General features: G+C 73.4%; 12 protein-coding genes and 2 pseudogenes. 7 read left to right on the top strand and 7 right to left on the bottom strand.

All coding sequences use genetic code 11. From position 1 onward, the window contains the following. Nucleotides 1-42 precede the first annotated feature (42 nt). On the bottom strand, nt 43-564 hold the full coding sequence (locus OG898_RS19865) for an XRE family transcriptional regulator (RefSeq protein WP_250745617.1): 522 nt from the start codon (nt 562-564) through the stop codon (nt 43-45). Nucleotides 565-1,174: 610 nt separating this feature from the next. Further along, a complete protein-coding gene (locus OG898_RS19870; RefSeq protein WP_266958389.1) occupies nt 1,175-2,080 on the bottom strand; it encodes a helix-turn-helix domain-containing protein in 906 nt (301 codons plus the stop codon). A 200-nt stretch (nt 2,081-2,280) separates the two neighbouring features. On the opposite strand from OG898_RS19870, the pseudogene OG898_RS19875 reads away from it, so the two are divergent. Together OG898_RS19875 and OG898_RS19880 are read left to right on the top strand one after the other, a co-directional pair. Beyond that, nucleotides 2,281-2,685: pseudogene (locus OG898_RS19875) on the top strand (TerD family protein); the annotation flags it as partial. A gap of 71 nt (nt 2,686-2,756) precedes the next feature. Further along, entirely contained in the window at nt 2,757-3,473 is a 717-nt protein-coding gene (locus OG898_RS19880) for a hypothetical protein (RefSeq protein ID WP_266960497.1), read from the top strand. Between the two features lie 72 nt (nt 3,474-3,545). Here the strand turns inward: OG898_RS19880 and OG898_RS19885 are convergent, their stop codons facing one another. Further along, nucleotides 3,546-4,988, bottom strand: a complete 1,443-nt coding sequence (locus tag OG898_RS19885; RefSeq protein WP_250743699.1) for an RNB domain-containing ribonuclease — start codon at nt 4,986-4,988, stop codon at nt 3,546-3,548. A gap of 106 nt (nt 4,989-5,094) precedes the next feature. On the opposite strand from OG898_RS19885, the gene yaaA reads away from it, so the two are divergent. Continuing rightward, nucleotides 5,095-5,895 carry a peroxide stress protein YaaA gene (gene yaaA / locus OG898_RS19890; RefSeq protein WP_266958392.1) on the top strand — a complete coding sequence of 267 codons (801 nt, stop codon included), beginning with the start codon at nt 5,095-5,097 and terminating at the stop codon, nt 5,893-5,895. Between the two features lie 324 nt (nt 5,896-6,219). Here the strand turns inward: yaaA and OG898_RS19895 are convergent, their stop codons facing one another. Together OG898_RS19895 and OG898_RS19900 are read right to left on the bottom strand one after the other, a co-directional pair. After that, nucleotides 6,220-6,969, bottom strand: a complete 750-nt coding sequence (locus OG898_RS19895) for a bifunctional DNA primase/polymerase (RefSeq protein ID WP_250743696.1) — start codon at nt 6,967-6,969, stop codon at nt 6,220-6,222. Between the two features lie 137 nt (nt 6,970-7,106). Next, complete coding sequence (locus OG898_RS19900; protein WP_266958395.1) at nt 7,107-7,775, bottom strand: TetR/AcrR family transcriptional regulator; 669 nt, start codon at nt 7,773-7,775, stop codon at nt 7,107-7,109. A 97-nt stretch (nt 7,776-7,872) separates the two neighbouring features. Here OG898_RS19900 and ddaH point away from each other — a divergent pair. Continuing rightward, nucleotides 7,873-8,709: pseudogene (gene ddaH, locus OG898_RS19905) on the top strand (dimethylargininase); the annotation flags it as partial. A 107-nt stretch (nt 8,710-8,816) separates the two neighbouring features. Here the strand turns inward: ddaH and OG898_RS19910 are convergent. Both OG898_RS19910 and OG898_RS19915 read right to left on the bottom strand, forming a co-directional pair. Continuing rightward, nucleotides 8,817-9,821, bottom strand: coding sequence for a small ribosomal subunit Rsm22 family protein (locus tag OG898_RS19910; protein ID WP_250743693.1), 1,005 nt, complete (start codon nt 9,819-9,821; stop codon nt 8,817-8,819). A 68-nt stretch (nt 9,822-9,889) separates the two neighbouring features. Then, nucleotides 9,890-11,260: a Bcr/CflA family multidrug efflux MFS transporter gene (locus OG898_RS19915; protein WP_266958397.1), complete on the bottom strand. Its 1,371-nt coding sequence runs from the start codon at nt 11,258-11,260 to the stop codon at nt 9,890-9,892. 108 nt (nt 11,261-11,368) lie between these two features. Here OG898_RS19915 and OG898_RS19920 point away from each other — a divergent pair, with 108 nt between their 5' ends. The 3 genes from OG898_RS19920 to OG898_RS19930 are packed head-to-tail and all read left to right on the top strand — an operon-like array spanning nt 11,369 to nt 13,700. Continuing rightward, nucleotides 11,369-12,139, top strand: coding sequence for an SDR family oxidoreductase (locus tag OG898_RS19920; RefSeq protein WP_266958399.1), 771 nt, complete (start codon nt 11,369-11,371; stop codon nt 12,137-12,139). Nucleotides 12,140-12,189: 50 nt separating this feature from the next. Further along, nucleotides 12,190-13,056: a PhzF family phenazine biosynthesis protein gene (locus tag OG898_RS19925; protein WP_266958401.1), complete on the top strand. Its 867-nt coding sequence runs from the start codon at nt 12,190-12,192 to the stop codon at nt 13,054-13,056. Further along, entirely contained in the window at nt 13,056-13,700 is a 645-nt protein-coding gene (locus OG898_RS19930; RefSeq protein ID WP_266958403.1) for a GNAT family N-acetyltransferase, read from the top strand. Before OG898_RS19925 ends, OG898_RS19930 begins: the two co-directional genes overlap by 1 nt. The last annotated feature ends 1 nt before the right edge of the window (nt 13,701 follow it).

Here is a 13,701-nt window from a genome sequence, read left to right on the forward strand (position 1 = left end):
TTCGCGCCTAGGGGTGCCCGGCCCGACCGGCAGGACGCCCTCCTAGGACTCCTTGCCGCGGCGACGGCGGGGCTTCACATCCGGAAGCCCTTCGGCCTTCCGGAGCTGCTTGATCAAGCCGGTGACGGAACGCATGGAACCGGCGGACAGCCCGCTCAGGCGGAAGGCCGCGGCCTTGACCTGTTCGTCCTCCAGGACCTGGGCGAACTCGTCGGCCGCCGCGGCCTTGCCCATCTCCTCGCGCAGCCGCGCGATCCGCTCCTCGATCCGCTGCTCGATCGCCTGGGCGTTCTCTCCGTCGGCCAGGTATCCGACGGTGACGCCGAAGAAGTTGGCGATGGCGCGGATCGAGTCGATGCCCGGGTTCGGGTTGTTGTTCAGGCGGATGGTCTGGACGGTGCCGTGCGAGACGGAGGGGCCGGACAGCTTCTTGGTGCCCTCGGCGATCTCCTGGTACGTGTACGGACCGCGGCCCGCAGGATGGATCGTCTCGATCAAGAAGCCGAGGCGGTCACCCATGGTGTCCCGCCGGCCGGTGGGGGTCTCCTCACCCATCACCGTCATCGCTCCCGTCTGCTGCTGGATCTCATAGTCCAGTACTAAATCATCGCCAACATTATCTACCTGCCTAGATGGCTTTCGCCACACAGTGCAACGAACTGCGTCTACCCAGCTAGCGGACCCAGTGGAATGTGACCCACGCCATATTGCCCCCAGGGCGCCCCGCGGGACCTTGACAGGGCATGCGTGCGGCGGCGTATCTTCGTCCAGCCGTCTAGCGCACTAGATAGATCGGCACTCAATCGCTCGGCGCGCAGCGTCTAGCCGACTGAGTGGCCGGGCCGGTGGGCGGCGACGGAAGGGGGAGGAGCCGCAATGCCGTCACGGCGGCAGGCTCCAGGTGCAGGACCAGGGGGGGGCGGAGCGCTCGCTCGGGGGCTGGGGTACGGGGGTCCTCAGCCCTGGGCGGGCGAACCGCTCGACGACGGGAGCCGACGCCCGTCGTCGGGGTCCGGCGGAATTCCAACGGGGGAGCCGCCGCCGGACGGTACGGTCCGGCTGCGACCCGGGACGCGATCCGAGGCGCGCCCCGGGTCGCGATCCGGTGAAGGCCGGGATCCGGTGAAGGCAGGGATCAGGCGAAGGCAGGGATCTTGCGGTGCCGATGGCCGGCCTAGCCCGTCAGCATCACGCTGCTGACGCGGCCCGCCATCCGGTCCAGTGCCGAACCGGGCGCCAGCCCGCCCCGCAGCAGGACGAACCGGGACGGGGGCAGCCCCGTCATCGCCTTCACCTCGCGGCTCAGGTGCGCCTGGTCGTGATAGCCGCACGCCGCCGCCACCTGCGCGGCCGCCGTCCCCGCCGCCAGCATCCGCAGCGCGTGCTGCAGCCGGAACACCCGGGCCATGGCCTTGGGGGACAGGCCCACCTGCTCGCGGAACCGCGCCCGTACGGTACGGGCGCTCCACCCCGTCGCGGCGCTCACCCGGGTCAGGGAGCGGGTGTTCGCCCAGAGCCCGGCGAGGGCTCCGTCGACCTCGGGCGCCGGGGAGGGTCCGCCGTCGAGGCGCGCGCAGAACAGTGCGTCGAGCAGTGCGAACCGCTCCGTCCACGAGGGGAGCGCCTGGAGCCGTTCGGTGAGGTCGCGGCCCTGCCGTCCGAGCACCTCCACCAGGTCCACGTGGGCGTCCTCGAAGTGCCACATCGGGATGCCGAACAGCCGGTGGCAGCCCTGCGGGGTCATGTTCACCTCCAGCCCGTGCACGACCCCCGAGTGCACGCCGATCGCCGGCACCGTGCGCGGTCCGCTGATCATCGCCCGGGCGGCGGGCCGCAGTCGGGCGCCGGCGAGGTCCTCCGTACGGGAGACCCACAGGCCCTCGGAGAAGCTGAAGACCAGGGTCACGCAGCCGGTGGGCAGCTCCAGGCGGCGCCTCGGGGCGGTGAACTCGGTGTGGAAGCCCGTGTAGTTGATGATCAGCGGCCTCAGCGCGGCGGCCGGCGGGCGGCGGCGGGCCGATCTGCTGCCCGTGGCGGCGGCAGGCACGGTGCATACGTCGAAGGTGTCGACCGATCCCATGTCCGGTCCCTCTCCCCGCTGTTGCGCGGCCGGTGATGCCGCGCGGTCGGCCGATGATGCCAGGCGGTGGGGCGCAATGGCCAGAGCGGTCCCGCAGCGGATCCGGTCCGCCGCACCTGCCGGCGGGCCGGGCCGTGATGTCAGGATGCGTGCATGACGGAGACCATCAAGGGGGAAACCTTCCGCTCAGCGGCGAGTCGATGCGCGTCGCCGTCGTCCACCGCGACGACGGGCCCGGCTCGCCCGCTGTCGACGCGGCCGCGCTGCTGGTCGGGGCGGACGGCAAGGTCAGGGGCCGGGGTGACCTGGTGTTCTACAACCAGCCCGAGCACGCGGCGAGCGCCGTACGGCTGTTGGGCGACGCCCGGGGCGAGGGCGGGGTGACCGCGGACTGGCTGGAGATCGATCCCGGCCGCGTCGAGCCGTGCGTGGAGCGGATCGTGGTCGCGGCGTCCTGCGACGGCGGGACCTTCGGGGAGGTCGAGAACCTGTACCTGCGGGCGGTCGGCGCGGCCACGGGGGAGCAGCTCGCGCTGTACGCCGTGGAGGGGGCGACGACGGAGACCGCGATCCTGCTGGGCGAGTTCTACCGCAGGGACGGGGGATGGAAGTTCCGTGCGGTGGGACAGGGCTACGCGTCCGGGCTGCCGGGCCTGGCCACCGACTCGGCTTCACGGTGCCGGACGAGGAGCTCCCCGCCCCGGCGCCGTTCCCCGACCGGCTCCCGCCCCCGCCGCCGCTGCCGGTGCCGGTCGCGCCGGACCCGGCGCCGGAGGGGCGGCTCAACGCGCTCCCCTTCGAGTTCGGGAAGGAGTTCCCGACGATCCGCCGGTCCGGCCTGGGCCCCGGCATCGTGGAGGTCGACATCCCGCTCCCGCGCGGCTTCGTGGTGGTCGACCTGGTCAAGGAGGGAGCCGGGTACGTGAAGGTCACCCTCCTGAAGCCCGAGGGCCGCAGGAGGACGGACATCATGGCCAGCCGGATCGACGATCTCTCCGGCCGGACCGTCTTCCGCAACCTCGGCGACTTCCCGGTGCGGCTGGAGGTGCACACGCGGTGCGCCTGGACGCTCACCCTGCGGCCCGTGACGGTCGTACCCGAGCTCGTCGACAGGGTCGAGGGGCGCGGGCCGGACGTACTGGCCCACAGCCACGACCTCCTCGACATCAAGGTCAGGAACCTCGGGAAGGAGGAGGAAGAGCGGGGCCACATGGAGGTGCACGCCGTCCGGAACAACGACAACCGCGAGCGCGTCTTCCACCGCCCGGACCGCGGCCGGGGCATCGCCACGCTCCCCCTGAGCCCGCGCCTCCTGATCATCAACGCTCCCGGCCCCTGGTCCATCGAACCCACGCACCTGAACGCCGTCGGCTTCTGGCTCCGCCACCGCTGACCTGGGCCCTCTCGGCCAGCCCGGAAACAGGGGCGGGGCGTCGCCCGGCGACGCCCCGCCCCGACACACCCGCTAGGCCGGCGCGAAGAGCACCTTCGCCCGCCCCGGGTCCGCCTCCGTCAGCCTGACCCTGATCCGGTCACCCAGCGGCAGCTCCTGCGCCGTGGACTCCACGCGGCCGATCACCGCCGGCTCCTCCAGGTGGACCGTGCCGACCAGCGGCTCCTGGTCCTTGACGTCGATGACCGTCGCCTCGAAGGTCTCCCCGACGCGGTCCTTGAGCAGCGCCGCCTCCACCAGGTCCACGGACTCCCGCTCCGCCGAGTTCGCCAGCCGGGTCCCGTCCGACATCTCCTTCGGCAGGGCGTCGAGCGCCTCCAGCGCCCACCCCGGGGGTTCGGTCCCGGCGACGGCCGCCACGCACAGCTCGCCCGTGTACCGGTCGACGAGCCGGCGCAGCGGCGCGGTGCAGTGGGCGTACGGGGCCGCGACCGCGGCGTGCAGGACGGGGTCCGGGGTCCGGCCGCCGGTGAAGACGGTGTAACCGGCGCCGCGCAGCAGGGCCGTGCACTCCTGGAGGAAGGCGGCGTGGGCGGGCCGGTGCGGATCGAGCCCGCGCACGAGCTCCGCGTACGGGACGTGGTGCGGCCACTCGATCCGCAGGGCCTTCGCCGCCCGGCGCAGCCGCCCGACGGCTCCGTCGGGGGCCGTCGGCAGGGTCCGTAGGATCCCGGTCCCGGCGGTGAGCATCAGCTCGGCGGCCGCCATGCCGGTCATCAGGGAGATCTGCGCGTTCCAGCCGTCGGCCGGCAGCGGAGCCCGGTAGACCAGGCTGTACGAGCCCTCGTGCTCGACGATCTCCTGCTCGGGCACGTTCAGCGAGATCCCCCCGCGCTCCGCCTCCAAGGCCTCGCGCAGCCGTCCGATGTCCTTCAGCAGGGCCAGCGGCTCCTCGGCGGTGCCGCCGTCGATGGACTTCTGCACGCCGTCGTAGTCGAGCTTGGCCCGGCTGCGCACGAGCGCACGGCGCACCTCCGTCCCCTCCACCCGCCCCTCGGCGTCCAGGTCGAGCCGCCACAGCAGGGCCGGGCAGGTCTGGTCGGGGAGCAGGCTGGCCGCGCCCTCCGAGAGCACTGCCGGGTGCAGGGGGACCTTCTCGTCGGGGAAGTAGAGGGTGGTGACCCGGCGGTGGGCCTCGGCGTCGAGGGCGCCGCCGGGGGTGACGTAGGCGGCGACGTCGGCAATGGCGTAGTGGACCCGGTAACCGCCGGAGGGGCGCTTCGCCAGGTGCATGGCCTGGTCCAGATCGCGCGAGGCCGGCGGATCGATCGTGAAGAAGGGGATGTCGGTGGCGTCGAAGTCCGGCAGGCGGGGGGTGCGCACCGCCCGCTCGGCCTCGGCGAGTACGGGCGCCGGGAACTCCTCCGGCACCTCCAGCTTCGTCCGCAGTTCACGCAGCGCGGCCCGCAGAGCAGCCCCGTCTGCGCCGGTCATGATCATATGACGGCGTGGCATGAGCCGAGCCTATGGCCGGTGGGCCCGGGCGGCGCGGTGAGCCGTCTACCCTGGTCGGGGGCCGCACCCCCGCCGCTGTGCCGTGCCCGTCCGAAGGAGAACCACCGTGCTCGTCCTGCTGCCGCCGTCCGAAGGAAAGGCCGCCGGCGGCTCCGGCGCACCGCTGAAGCCGGAGACGCTCTCGCTGCCGGGGCTGGCCGCGGCCCGCGCCGCAGTGCTGGAGGAGCTGGTCGAGCTGTGCGTGGGCGACGAGCTGAAGGCCCGCGAGGTGCTCGGCCTGAGCGAGGGCCTGCGCGGTGAGGTCGCCAAGAACGCGGAGCTGCGGACGGCGGTCGCCCGCCCGGCCGGCGAGATCTACACGGGCGTCCTCTACGACGCGCTGGGCCTGTCGACCCTCACGCCGGCGGCGGCGTCGCTGGCCGCGGAATCCCTGCTGGTCTTCTCGGGCCTGTGGGGAGCGGTCGGGATCGCGGACCGCATCCCCTCCTACCGCTGCTCGATGGGCGTGAAGCTGCCGGGGCTGGGGGCGCTGGGCGCGTTCTGGCGCGAACCGATGGCCTCGGTGATGCCGGAGGCGGCGGGACAGGGGCTGGTCCTGGACCTGCGGTCCTCGGCGTACGCCTCCGCGTGGAAGCCGAAGGGTGAGGTGGCGGGGCGCACGGCCACGGTCCGGGTCCTGCACTCCCAGATGGTCGACGGCGTCGAGAAGCGGTCGGTGGTGAGCCACTTCAACAAGGCCACCAAGGGCCGCCTGGTCCGCGACCTCCTGTCGGCGGGCGCGGTCCCCGCGTCCCCGGCGGAGCTGGTGACGGCCCTGCGCGACCTGGGCTTCACGGTGGAGGCCGAGGCCCCGGCCAAGCCGGGCAAGGCCTGGTCCCTCGACGTGATCGTCACCCAGATCCACTGACGGAGCCGGCGGGCGGGGATCCGCTGCGCGGGGCTGCCCGGGCGCTGCCCGGACCCGGTCCTCAAACGCCGGCGGGGCTGGATTTTGGCGGGCGTCAGCCGGTACGTCCAGCTTCGCTGGCGTCGGGTCTTTTCAGCCGTCCGGCGTTTGAGGACCGGGGTCTGGGGCGGAGCCCCAGGGCGGGTCCGGGCAGCGCCCGGGGAACGGGCGAAGGGCGGGTAGGGGAACTCCGCCCCGCGCAGCGGCCAGGGCAAGGTGCGGCGCCGCTGCCGGGGGCCGGCCCCCGGACCCCCGCGCCTCAAACGCCGGCGAGGCTGAAGGTGCTCAGCGGCCCAGGGGCCAGGCGACCGTGGCGGGGGCGCGGTCCGAGGCTCCGGCGTAGGTGGCGCACGCGTCCGTGAGGGTTTCCAGCAGGGTCAGCGGATCGACGAGCGGATGCTCCATGCCGCGGAGCCAGGTCACCGCGAGGTCCCCCGGCAGTGCGGCCGGCGGCACCAGTACGTAGCTGCCCCGGCAGTGCCAGCGCAGTCCGGGGTGCTCGTCCATCGTCTCGGGGTGGCAGTCCAGTTCGCAGGGCCACCACTCGTCCTCGTCCTCGGGGGTACCCCGGGTCGCGGTGAAGAAGAGCATCCGGGCCTGGTCGCCCGTACCGCCGGACTCGGCTACCGGCCCGACCTCGATGCCGGCGGACAGCAGGCGGTCCAGCGCGCTGTGGCCGGCTTCCAGGGGGACGTCCAGGACGTCGTGGACCATGCCGGTCGCGGTGATGAAGTTGGCCGCGGGCTGGTTGCGGGCCCAGCGTTCGACCTGTGCGCGGTCCGTCGTGGACTGCGTCTGCCAGGCGAAGGAGATGGGGTGTCGCGCGGGCGTCGGACAGCCGATCCGGTCGCACGAACACCGATAACCGGCCGGATGTGCGGCGGGTGAGATCGGCAGACCCGCCGCGGCGACGGCCAGCAGCAGGGCTTCGCGTTCTCGTGCGGGGTCCTCGGCGTCGGGTTTGGGCTTGCGGCGCAGCCACTGGGAAATCCTGCTCTGCTCGCCGCGTTTGACGCGGCCCGACTCAGACCCCATCTATCCCCTCACCTACACCGTTGCCCCGGTAGACCCTCACATGTTCCCACCATCCTGGTCGCCGGGTGACCGCACCCCCCGACCAGGGCTCCCACATAACCACAGAAATCGGCCATATGTTCTCGGCCATCAGGGGGTCATGACTTATCCCACCCCACCCCGGCCCCGCCCAGCACCGCGTCCACCAGCGCCTCCGCGTACGCGTGCGTGAGCGGCGCCGTGCGCATCAGCCAGCGGTACGTCAGCGGTCCGACCAGCATCTCCACGGTCAGCCGCAGATCGGTGTCCGGCGGGAGCTGCCCGGCCTCGCGGGCCGACCGCAACCGCTCCTCGTACAGCGCGAGCTGGGGTTCCAGCAGCCGTTCGGTGAAGCGCGCCCCGAGTTCGGGATCGGTGGCGCCGGCCGCCGTCAGGGCGCGCACGGGGGCCGCGTACCGCTCGTCGGCGAACTCGTCCACCGTCGCCCGCATGACGGACTTCAGGTCGGCGGCCAGGTCCCCGGTGTCGGGGAAGCCCCACGCCCCCTCGGGCTGCGCGTCCCCGGCGAGCGCGAGCGAGGCGTCCAGCAGGACCGCGGCCTTCGACGACCACCAGCGGTAGATGGTCTGCTTGCCGACTCCGGCGCGGGCGGCGATGGCCTCGATGGTCAGCTTGTTGTAGCCGACCTCCCCCACCAGATCGAGCGCCGCGTCCAGGATGGCCCGCCGCGAGCGGTCGCTGCGGCGCGTGGCGTCCGGGGGCCGGGGGGCGGCGGCGGGGCCGGTGCCGGCGGCGGCGTCGGGAGCAGGGAGGGGACTGGAGCTCATTTCGGCAACTTATCAACCGTGAACCGCTCGTCTTTCAGCCGTTCGGGAAACCACCCAATCAGTTCACTGCGCGGTTCCCGCCGAGGAGAGACGATTCTCTTCTCATCACCGTGAGGAGCCTTCATTGCACAGAGACGCCACACCCCGGCGCTACCTGATGTGCCCACCCGCGCACTTCAAGGTCACGTACTCCATCAACCCGTGGATGGACCCCACGAAACCGGTGGACCTGCCCCTGGCCATGGCCCAGTGGGAGGACCTCCGCGACCGCTACCTGGCCCTCGGCCACACCGTCGAGACGCTCGTCCCCGACCGCGGACTGCCCGACATGGTCTTCGCGGCGAACGGCGCCCTCGTCGTCGACGGCCGGGTGCTGGGCGCGCGGTTCGCCTACCCCGAGCGGGCCGCCGAGGCGGAGATCCACCTCGACTGGTTCCGCGGGCACGGCTTCCAGGACGTCCACGAGCCGTCCCACGTCAACGAGGGCGAGGGCGACTTCGCCGTCACCGCCACCTACATCCTGGCCGGCCGGGGCTTCCGCTCCAGCCCGCTCTCGCACGACGAGGCCCAGGAGTTCTTCGGCCGACCGGTCATCGGTCTCGACCTGGTCGACCCGCGCTACTACCACCTGGACACGGCCCTGTCCGTGCTCGACGGCGACGAGGTCATGTACTACCCGGGGGCCTTCTCCGAGGGCAGCCGCGCGGTGCTGCGCCGGCTCTTCCCCGACGCGCTGATCGCGCAGGCCGAGGACGCGGCCGCCCTCGGGCTCAACGCGGTCTCGGACGGCCGGCACGTGCTGCTCCCGCAGGAGGCGACCGGGCTCTTCGCACCCCTGCGGGCGCGGGGGTTCGAGCCGGTCCCGATGGACCTGGGGGAGCTGCTCAAGGGCGGCGGCAGCGTGAAGTGCTGCACGCAGGAGCTGAGGCCCTAGCCGGCGGCGGGTTCCGACGGGCCTGGGCCGGCCCTGCGGGCTCAGGCTCAGGCCCTGCCGGCTCAGGCCACTGCGGGCCGAGGCCCTGCCGGCTCAGGCCCCGGGGCTCAGGACTCCTGCGGGGGCGGCCACTCCTGGCCCCAGTCGGCGTTCCGCGCGGCCTTGTACAGGTCGCCGTGGCGCTTGGTCACGTTGACCCGGGTCTGGCCCTCGCTCTCGGGTCCGCACAGCTCCAGCTGGACGAGCCCCTTCCGGATCTGCGGCCTGCGCGTGATCCGGGAGGCGGCCGGCTCCACCGGGAAGCGGGTGGCGGCCACGTAGCTGAACTTCTCGTCCTCGTAGGAGAGGGAGCCGCCCTTGACCTGGCGGTGCAGCGAGGACCGGCTGACCCGGGCCGAGAAGTGGCACCAGTCCTTGCCGACCTCGATGGGGCAGGTCCCGTCGTGCGGGCACGGGGCGGCGACCTGCAGCCCGGCCTCGATCAGCTGGTCGCGGGCCTCGCGGATGCGCAGGTACCCCTCCGGCGTGCCCGGCTCGACCACCACCACGGCCTGACCGGCCCGCGCCGCCTCGGCGACCACCTCGCGGCGGGCCTCCGGGGTCAGTTCGCCCAGGACGTACGAGACCGTCACCAGGTCCGCCCCGGGGAGCTTCATCCCCGCCCCGATGACGCTCTGCCGCCACTCGGCGGCCCGCAGCGTGGCGGAGGAGGAGGCCGCGGCCAGCTCCTTGCCGAGCACCAGCGCCGGATCCGCCCAGTCCAGTACGGCCGTCTCGCGCGGCCCGCCCCAGGTGGCGTCCGCGGCCCAGGCCGCCGCGCCGGTGCCGCCGCCCACGTCCACGTGCGAGGCCGGGGACCAGCCCGGGGCAGCCTCGGCGAGCCCGTCCAGGGCGGACCGTACGGCCTCGAAGGTGGCGGGCATCCGGTACGCCGCGTACGCGGCCACGTCGGAGCGGTTGCGCAGGACGGGGGTGTTGGTGGGGATCTGGCCGCGGTAGTTGGCGATCAGCCGCTCCACGGCGGCCGTGGCCTGCTTCTGCGGGAGGCCTTCGAGCAGCCCGGCGAGGGCGCTGCGCAGGGTTTCGGCGGTGGTGGTGGCGGTGTCGTTCACCCGCCAAGTTTACGGGGGCCGGGGGCGGGGCCGGGCCGGGGAAGAAGCCCCGGTCCGGCCCCGGCCGGTCAGGTCTTCGGCGGAGTCGGCGCCGATGCCGTCGGAGCCGCCGTCGGAGCCGCCGCCGCCGTCGGCCGGCCGCCGCCGCGCCAGGGGCGGCACAGGGCGGCGAAGCAGAGGACCGCCAGGAAGGAGCAGGTCGCCTGGACCAGGGCCATCGGCACCGCCGTGTCCTCGCCCGCGATGCCGACCAGCGGGGAGGCCACGGCTCCGACCAGGAAGGAGGAGGTGCCGAGCAGGGCGGAGGCCGAGCCGGCCGCGTGCGGGGCGCGCATCAGGGCCTGCGCGTTGGTGTTCGGCAGCACCAGACCCATCGCGGACATCAGGACGAACAGCCCGGCGCAGATCGCGAAGAGCCCGACCTCGCCGAAGACCCCGGCGGTCATGAGGAGCAGGGCGACCGAGGCCGCCGCGATGACCGCGAGCCCGTACCCCAGGACCTTGTCCAGGCTGACCCGGCCGACGAGCAGCTTGCCGTTGATCTGGCCCACCGCGATCAGGCCGAGGGAGTTGACGCCGAACAGCAGGCTGAAGGTCTGGGCCGAAGCGCCGTAGATCTCCTGCACGACGAACGGCGAGGCGGAGATGTACGCGAACAGCGCCGCGAAGGCGAAGCCGCCGGCCAGCGTGTAGCCGGCGAAGACCCGGTCGGCGAACAGCCCGCGCATGGTCCGCAGCGCGGCGCCGACGCCGCCGGTCTGGCGCCGCTCGGGCGGCAGCGTCTCGCCGAGCTTCCGCCAGACCAGGAGGGTCAGCAGGGTCCCCACGACGGTGAGGACGACGAACACCCCGCGCCAGTCGGCGAAGCGCAGCACCTGGCCGCCGATGAGCGGGGCGATGATCGGCGCCACGCCGGATATGAGCATCAGGGTGGAGAAGAACCGGGCCATCTCGACCCCGTCGTACAGATCGCGCACGACGGCCCGCGCGATCACGATCGCGGCCGCGCCCGCCAGGCCCTGGAGCAGCCGGAAGGCGATCAGCAGCTCGACGGTCGGGGCGAAGGCGCAGATGGCGGTGGCGAGGACGTAGACGACCATGCCGATGAGCAGGGGGCGCCGGCGGCCCCATTTGTCGCTCATCGGGCCGATCACCAGCTGGCCGAGGGCCATGCCGGCGAGGCAGGCGGTGAGGGTGAGCTGGACGGTCGCGGCCGGGCTGTTCAGGGCCGTGGTCACCGTCGGCAGGGCCGGCAGGTACATGTCCATGGACAGCGGGGGCAGTGCGGTGAGCCCGCCGAGGATGAAGGTGACGAGCAGTCCCGTCCGGCGGGCGGCCGTCAGGGGGGCGGTGGGAGAAGCGGAAGCGGAAGCGGAAGGGGAGGGGTTCGAGGGCGACTCGGCTTTCGAGGGCGCTGTCGCGGGGCCTCTCTCCGGCATGCGGACACTCCAGTCTTATCGTCATTTCTCAGCACCCCTGCCGCCCCATGCTCTCAGCAATCGGAACGTTCCGGGACGGGAGCCGCATGTGACGTAACCTGCGGCCCCATGAACGCACGTGTGAAGCAGATCGCCGTAGTGACCGGAGCCGGATCCGGGATCGGCCGTTCCGTGGCCCTCACCCTCGCCGCCGCAGGATGGGCCGTGGCGGTGGCCGGCCGCAGGAGCGGGCCGCTGGAAGAGACCGCCGAGGCCGCCAGGGCCGCCCACCCGGACGCCGAAGTGCTCTGCGTCCCGGCCGACGTGAGCGATCCGGACGCCGTGGCCTCGCTGTTCGAGACCGTTCGAGAGCGCTACGGGCGGGTCGACCTGCTCTTCAACAACGCCGGCACCTTCGGCCCGGCCGGAGTCGCGCTGGAGGACATCTCCTACGAGGCCTGGCGCTCGGTGGTCGACGTCAACCTCACCGGCTCCTTCCTCTGCGCGCAGGCGGCCTTCCGGGTGATGAAGGCCCAGGACCCGCAGGGCGGCCGCATCATCAACAACGGCTCCATCTCCGCACACGTGCCGCGGCCGAACTCGATCGCGTACACCGCGACCAAGCACGCCATGACCGGCCTGACGAAGTCCCTGTCGCTGGACGGACGCCCGTACGGGATCGCGTGCGGGCAGATCGACATCGGCAACGCGGCCACCGAGATGACCGAGCGGATGCAGACCGGGATCATGCAGGCCAACGGGCAGCTCGCGGTGGAGCCCGTCATGGACGCGTCCGACGTGGCGCGCACCGTGCTGCACATGGCGGAGCTCCCGCTCGGGGCGAACGTGCAGTTCGCGACGGTGATGGCGACGGCGATGCCGTACATCGGGCGCGGCTGAGCGTCCCCGGTCCGGGGAATGATCTTCACAGCTCGGGAGTTGAGCCGGTCATGACGAACGAAGTACTGCGCTACACCGCTTTCTCCGACGACCCGGCCGGCGGCAACCCCGCCGGCGTCGTCATCGACGCCGGCGGCCTCGACGAGGCCGCCATGCTGAAGATCGCCGCCGACCTGGGCTACAGCGAGACGGCCTTCCTCACCGCCCCGCCCGAGGGCCTGGGCGGCGAGGAGGGCCGGGCCTTCACCGTGCGCTACTTCAGCCCCAAGGTGGAGGTCCCCTTCTGCGGGCACGCCACCGTGGCCACCGCCGTGGCGCTGGGCGAGCGGATCGGCCCGGGCGAGCTGCTCTTCGCGACCCGCGCGGGCACGGTGCCGGTGTCGGTGACCCGGCAGGACGGGGCAGGCGGCCTGCGCGCCACCCTGACCAGCGTCGAGCCGCACACCGAGGACCTGGACCCGGCCGACCTCGCCGAGGCCCTGGCCGCGCTGAACTGGCCGGCCGCCGACCTGGACCCGGCGTTCCCGCCGCGGATCGCCTACGCCGGCGCCCGCCACCTGGTGCTCGGCGCCGCCACCCGGGCCCGGCTCGCCGACCTCGACTACGACTTCGCCCGGCTGGAGGCGCTGATGCGCCGCCTCGACCTGGTCACCGCGCAGCTCGTGTACCGGGCGGGCCCGACGGAGTTCCACGTGCGCAACCCCTTCCCGGTCGGCGGAGTCGTCGAGGACCCGGCGACCGGCGCCGCCGCGGCCGCCTTCGGGGCGTACGCACGCGAGCTGGGCCTCGTCCCGGCCGACGCCGTCCTGACCCTCCACCAGGGCGAGGACATGGGCCGCCCCGGCGTCCTGACGGTCGAGCTCCGCTCCGGCGACTCCCGGGTCCGGGTGGGCGGCGCCGGGGCGCTGATCCCGTAGTGCGGATCGAGGGGTCCGGCGAGGGGTCCGGCCAGGGGGCCGTCGAGGGGTCCATCGAGGAGTACGAAGCCCTGCCCTCCGGGCTCGCCGAGCAGGTGGCGGCCCTGGAGGCGCAGGCATGGCCCGGGTCGTCCCCCGGGCACGACCCGGCGCTCGCCCCGCGCGCGGTCCTGCTCCTGGACGCCGGCGGACGGGTCGCCGCCAGCCTGGCGCTGCTCCACAAGCCGGTCCGGCTCGCGGACGGGCGGACGTACCGCGCGGCCGGGCTGAGCGGCGTGGTGACCCGGGCCGACGTACGGGGCCGCGGGTACGGGGGCCGCCTGGTCGCGGCCGCCCGCGCCCTGCTCGCCGCCGATCCGGGGGTGGACCTGGCGCTGTTCAGCTGCGACCGGGAGCTGGTCCCGTTCTACGAGGCGGCCGGTTTCGAGGTGCTGCCCGGCACGGTCCTGGTCGGCGGCACCCCGGCGGACCCCCTCGCCACGGACGCCCCGGGCCTCGACAAGACGGTGCTCGGGGCGTTCCCCACCGGCGCCGCGGACGGCGAAGGCCGCACGGACGGCGAAGGCCGCGCGGACCGGGTCCGCGCGGCCTTCACCGGCATCCGCGTCCCCCTCTACCCGGGGACGATCGACAGGCTGTGGTGAG

This window comes from Streptomyces sp. NBC_00193, assembly GCF_026342735.1.
Taxonomy (GTDB): Bacteria; Actinomycetota; Actinomycetes; order Streptomycetales; family Streptomycetaceae; genus Streptomyces; species Streptomyces stoeckheimensis.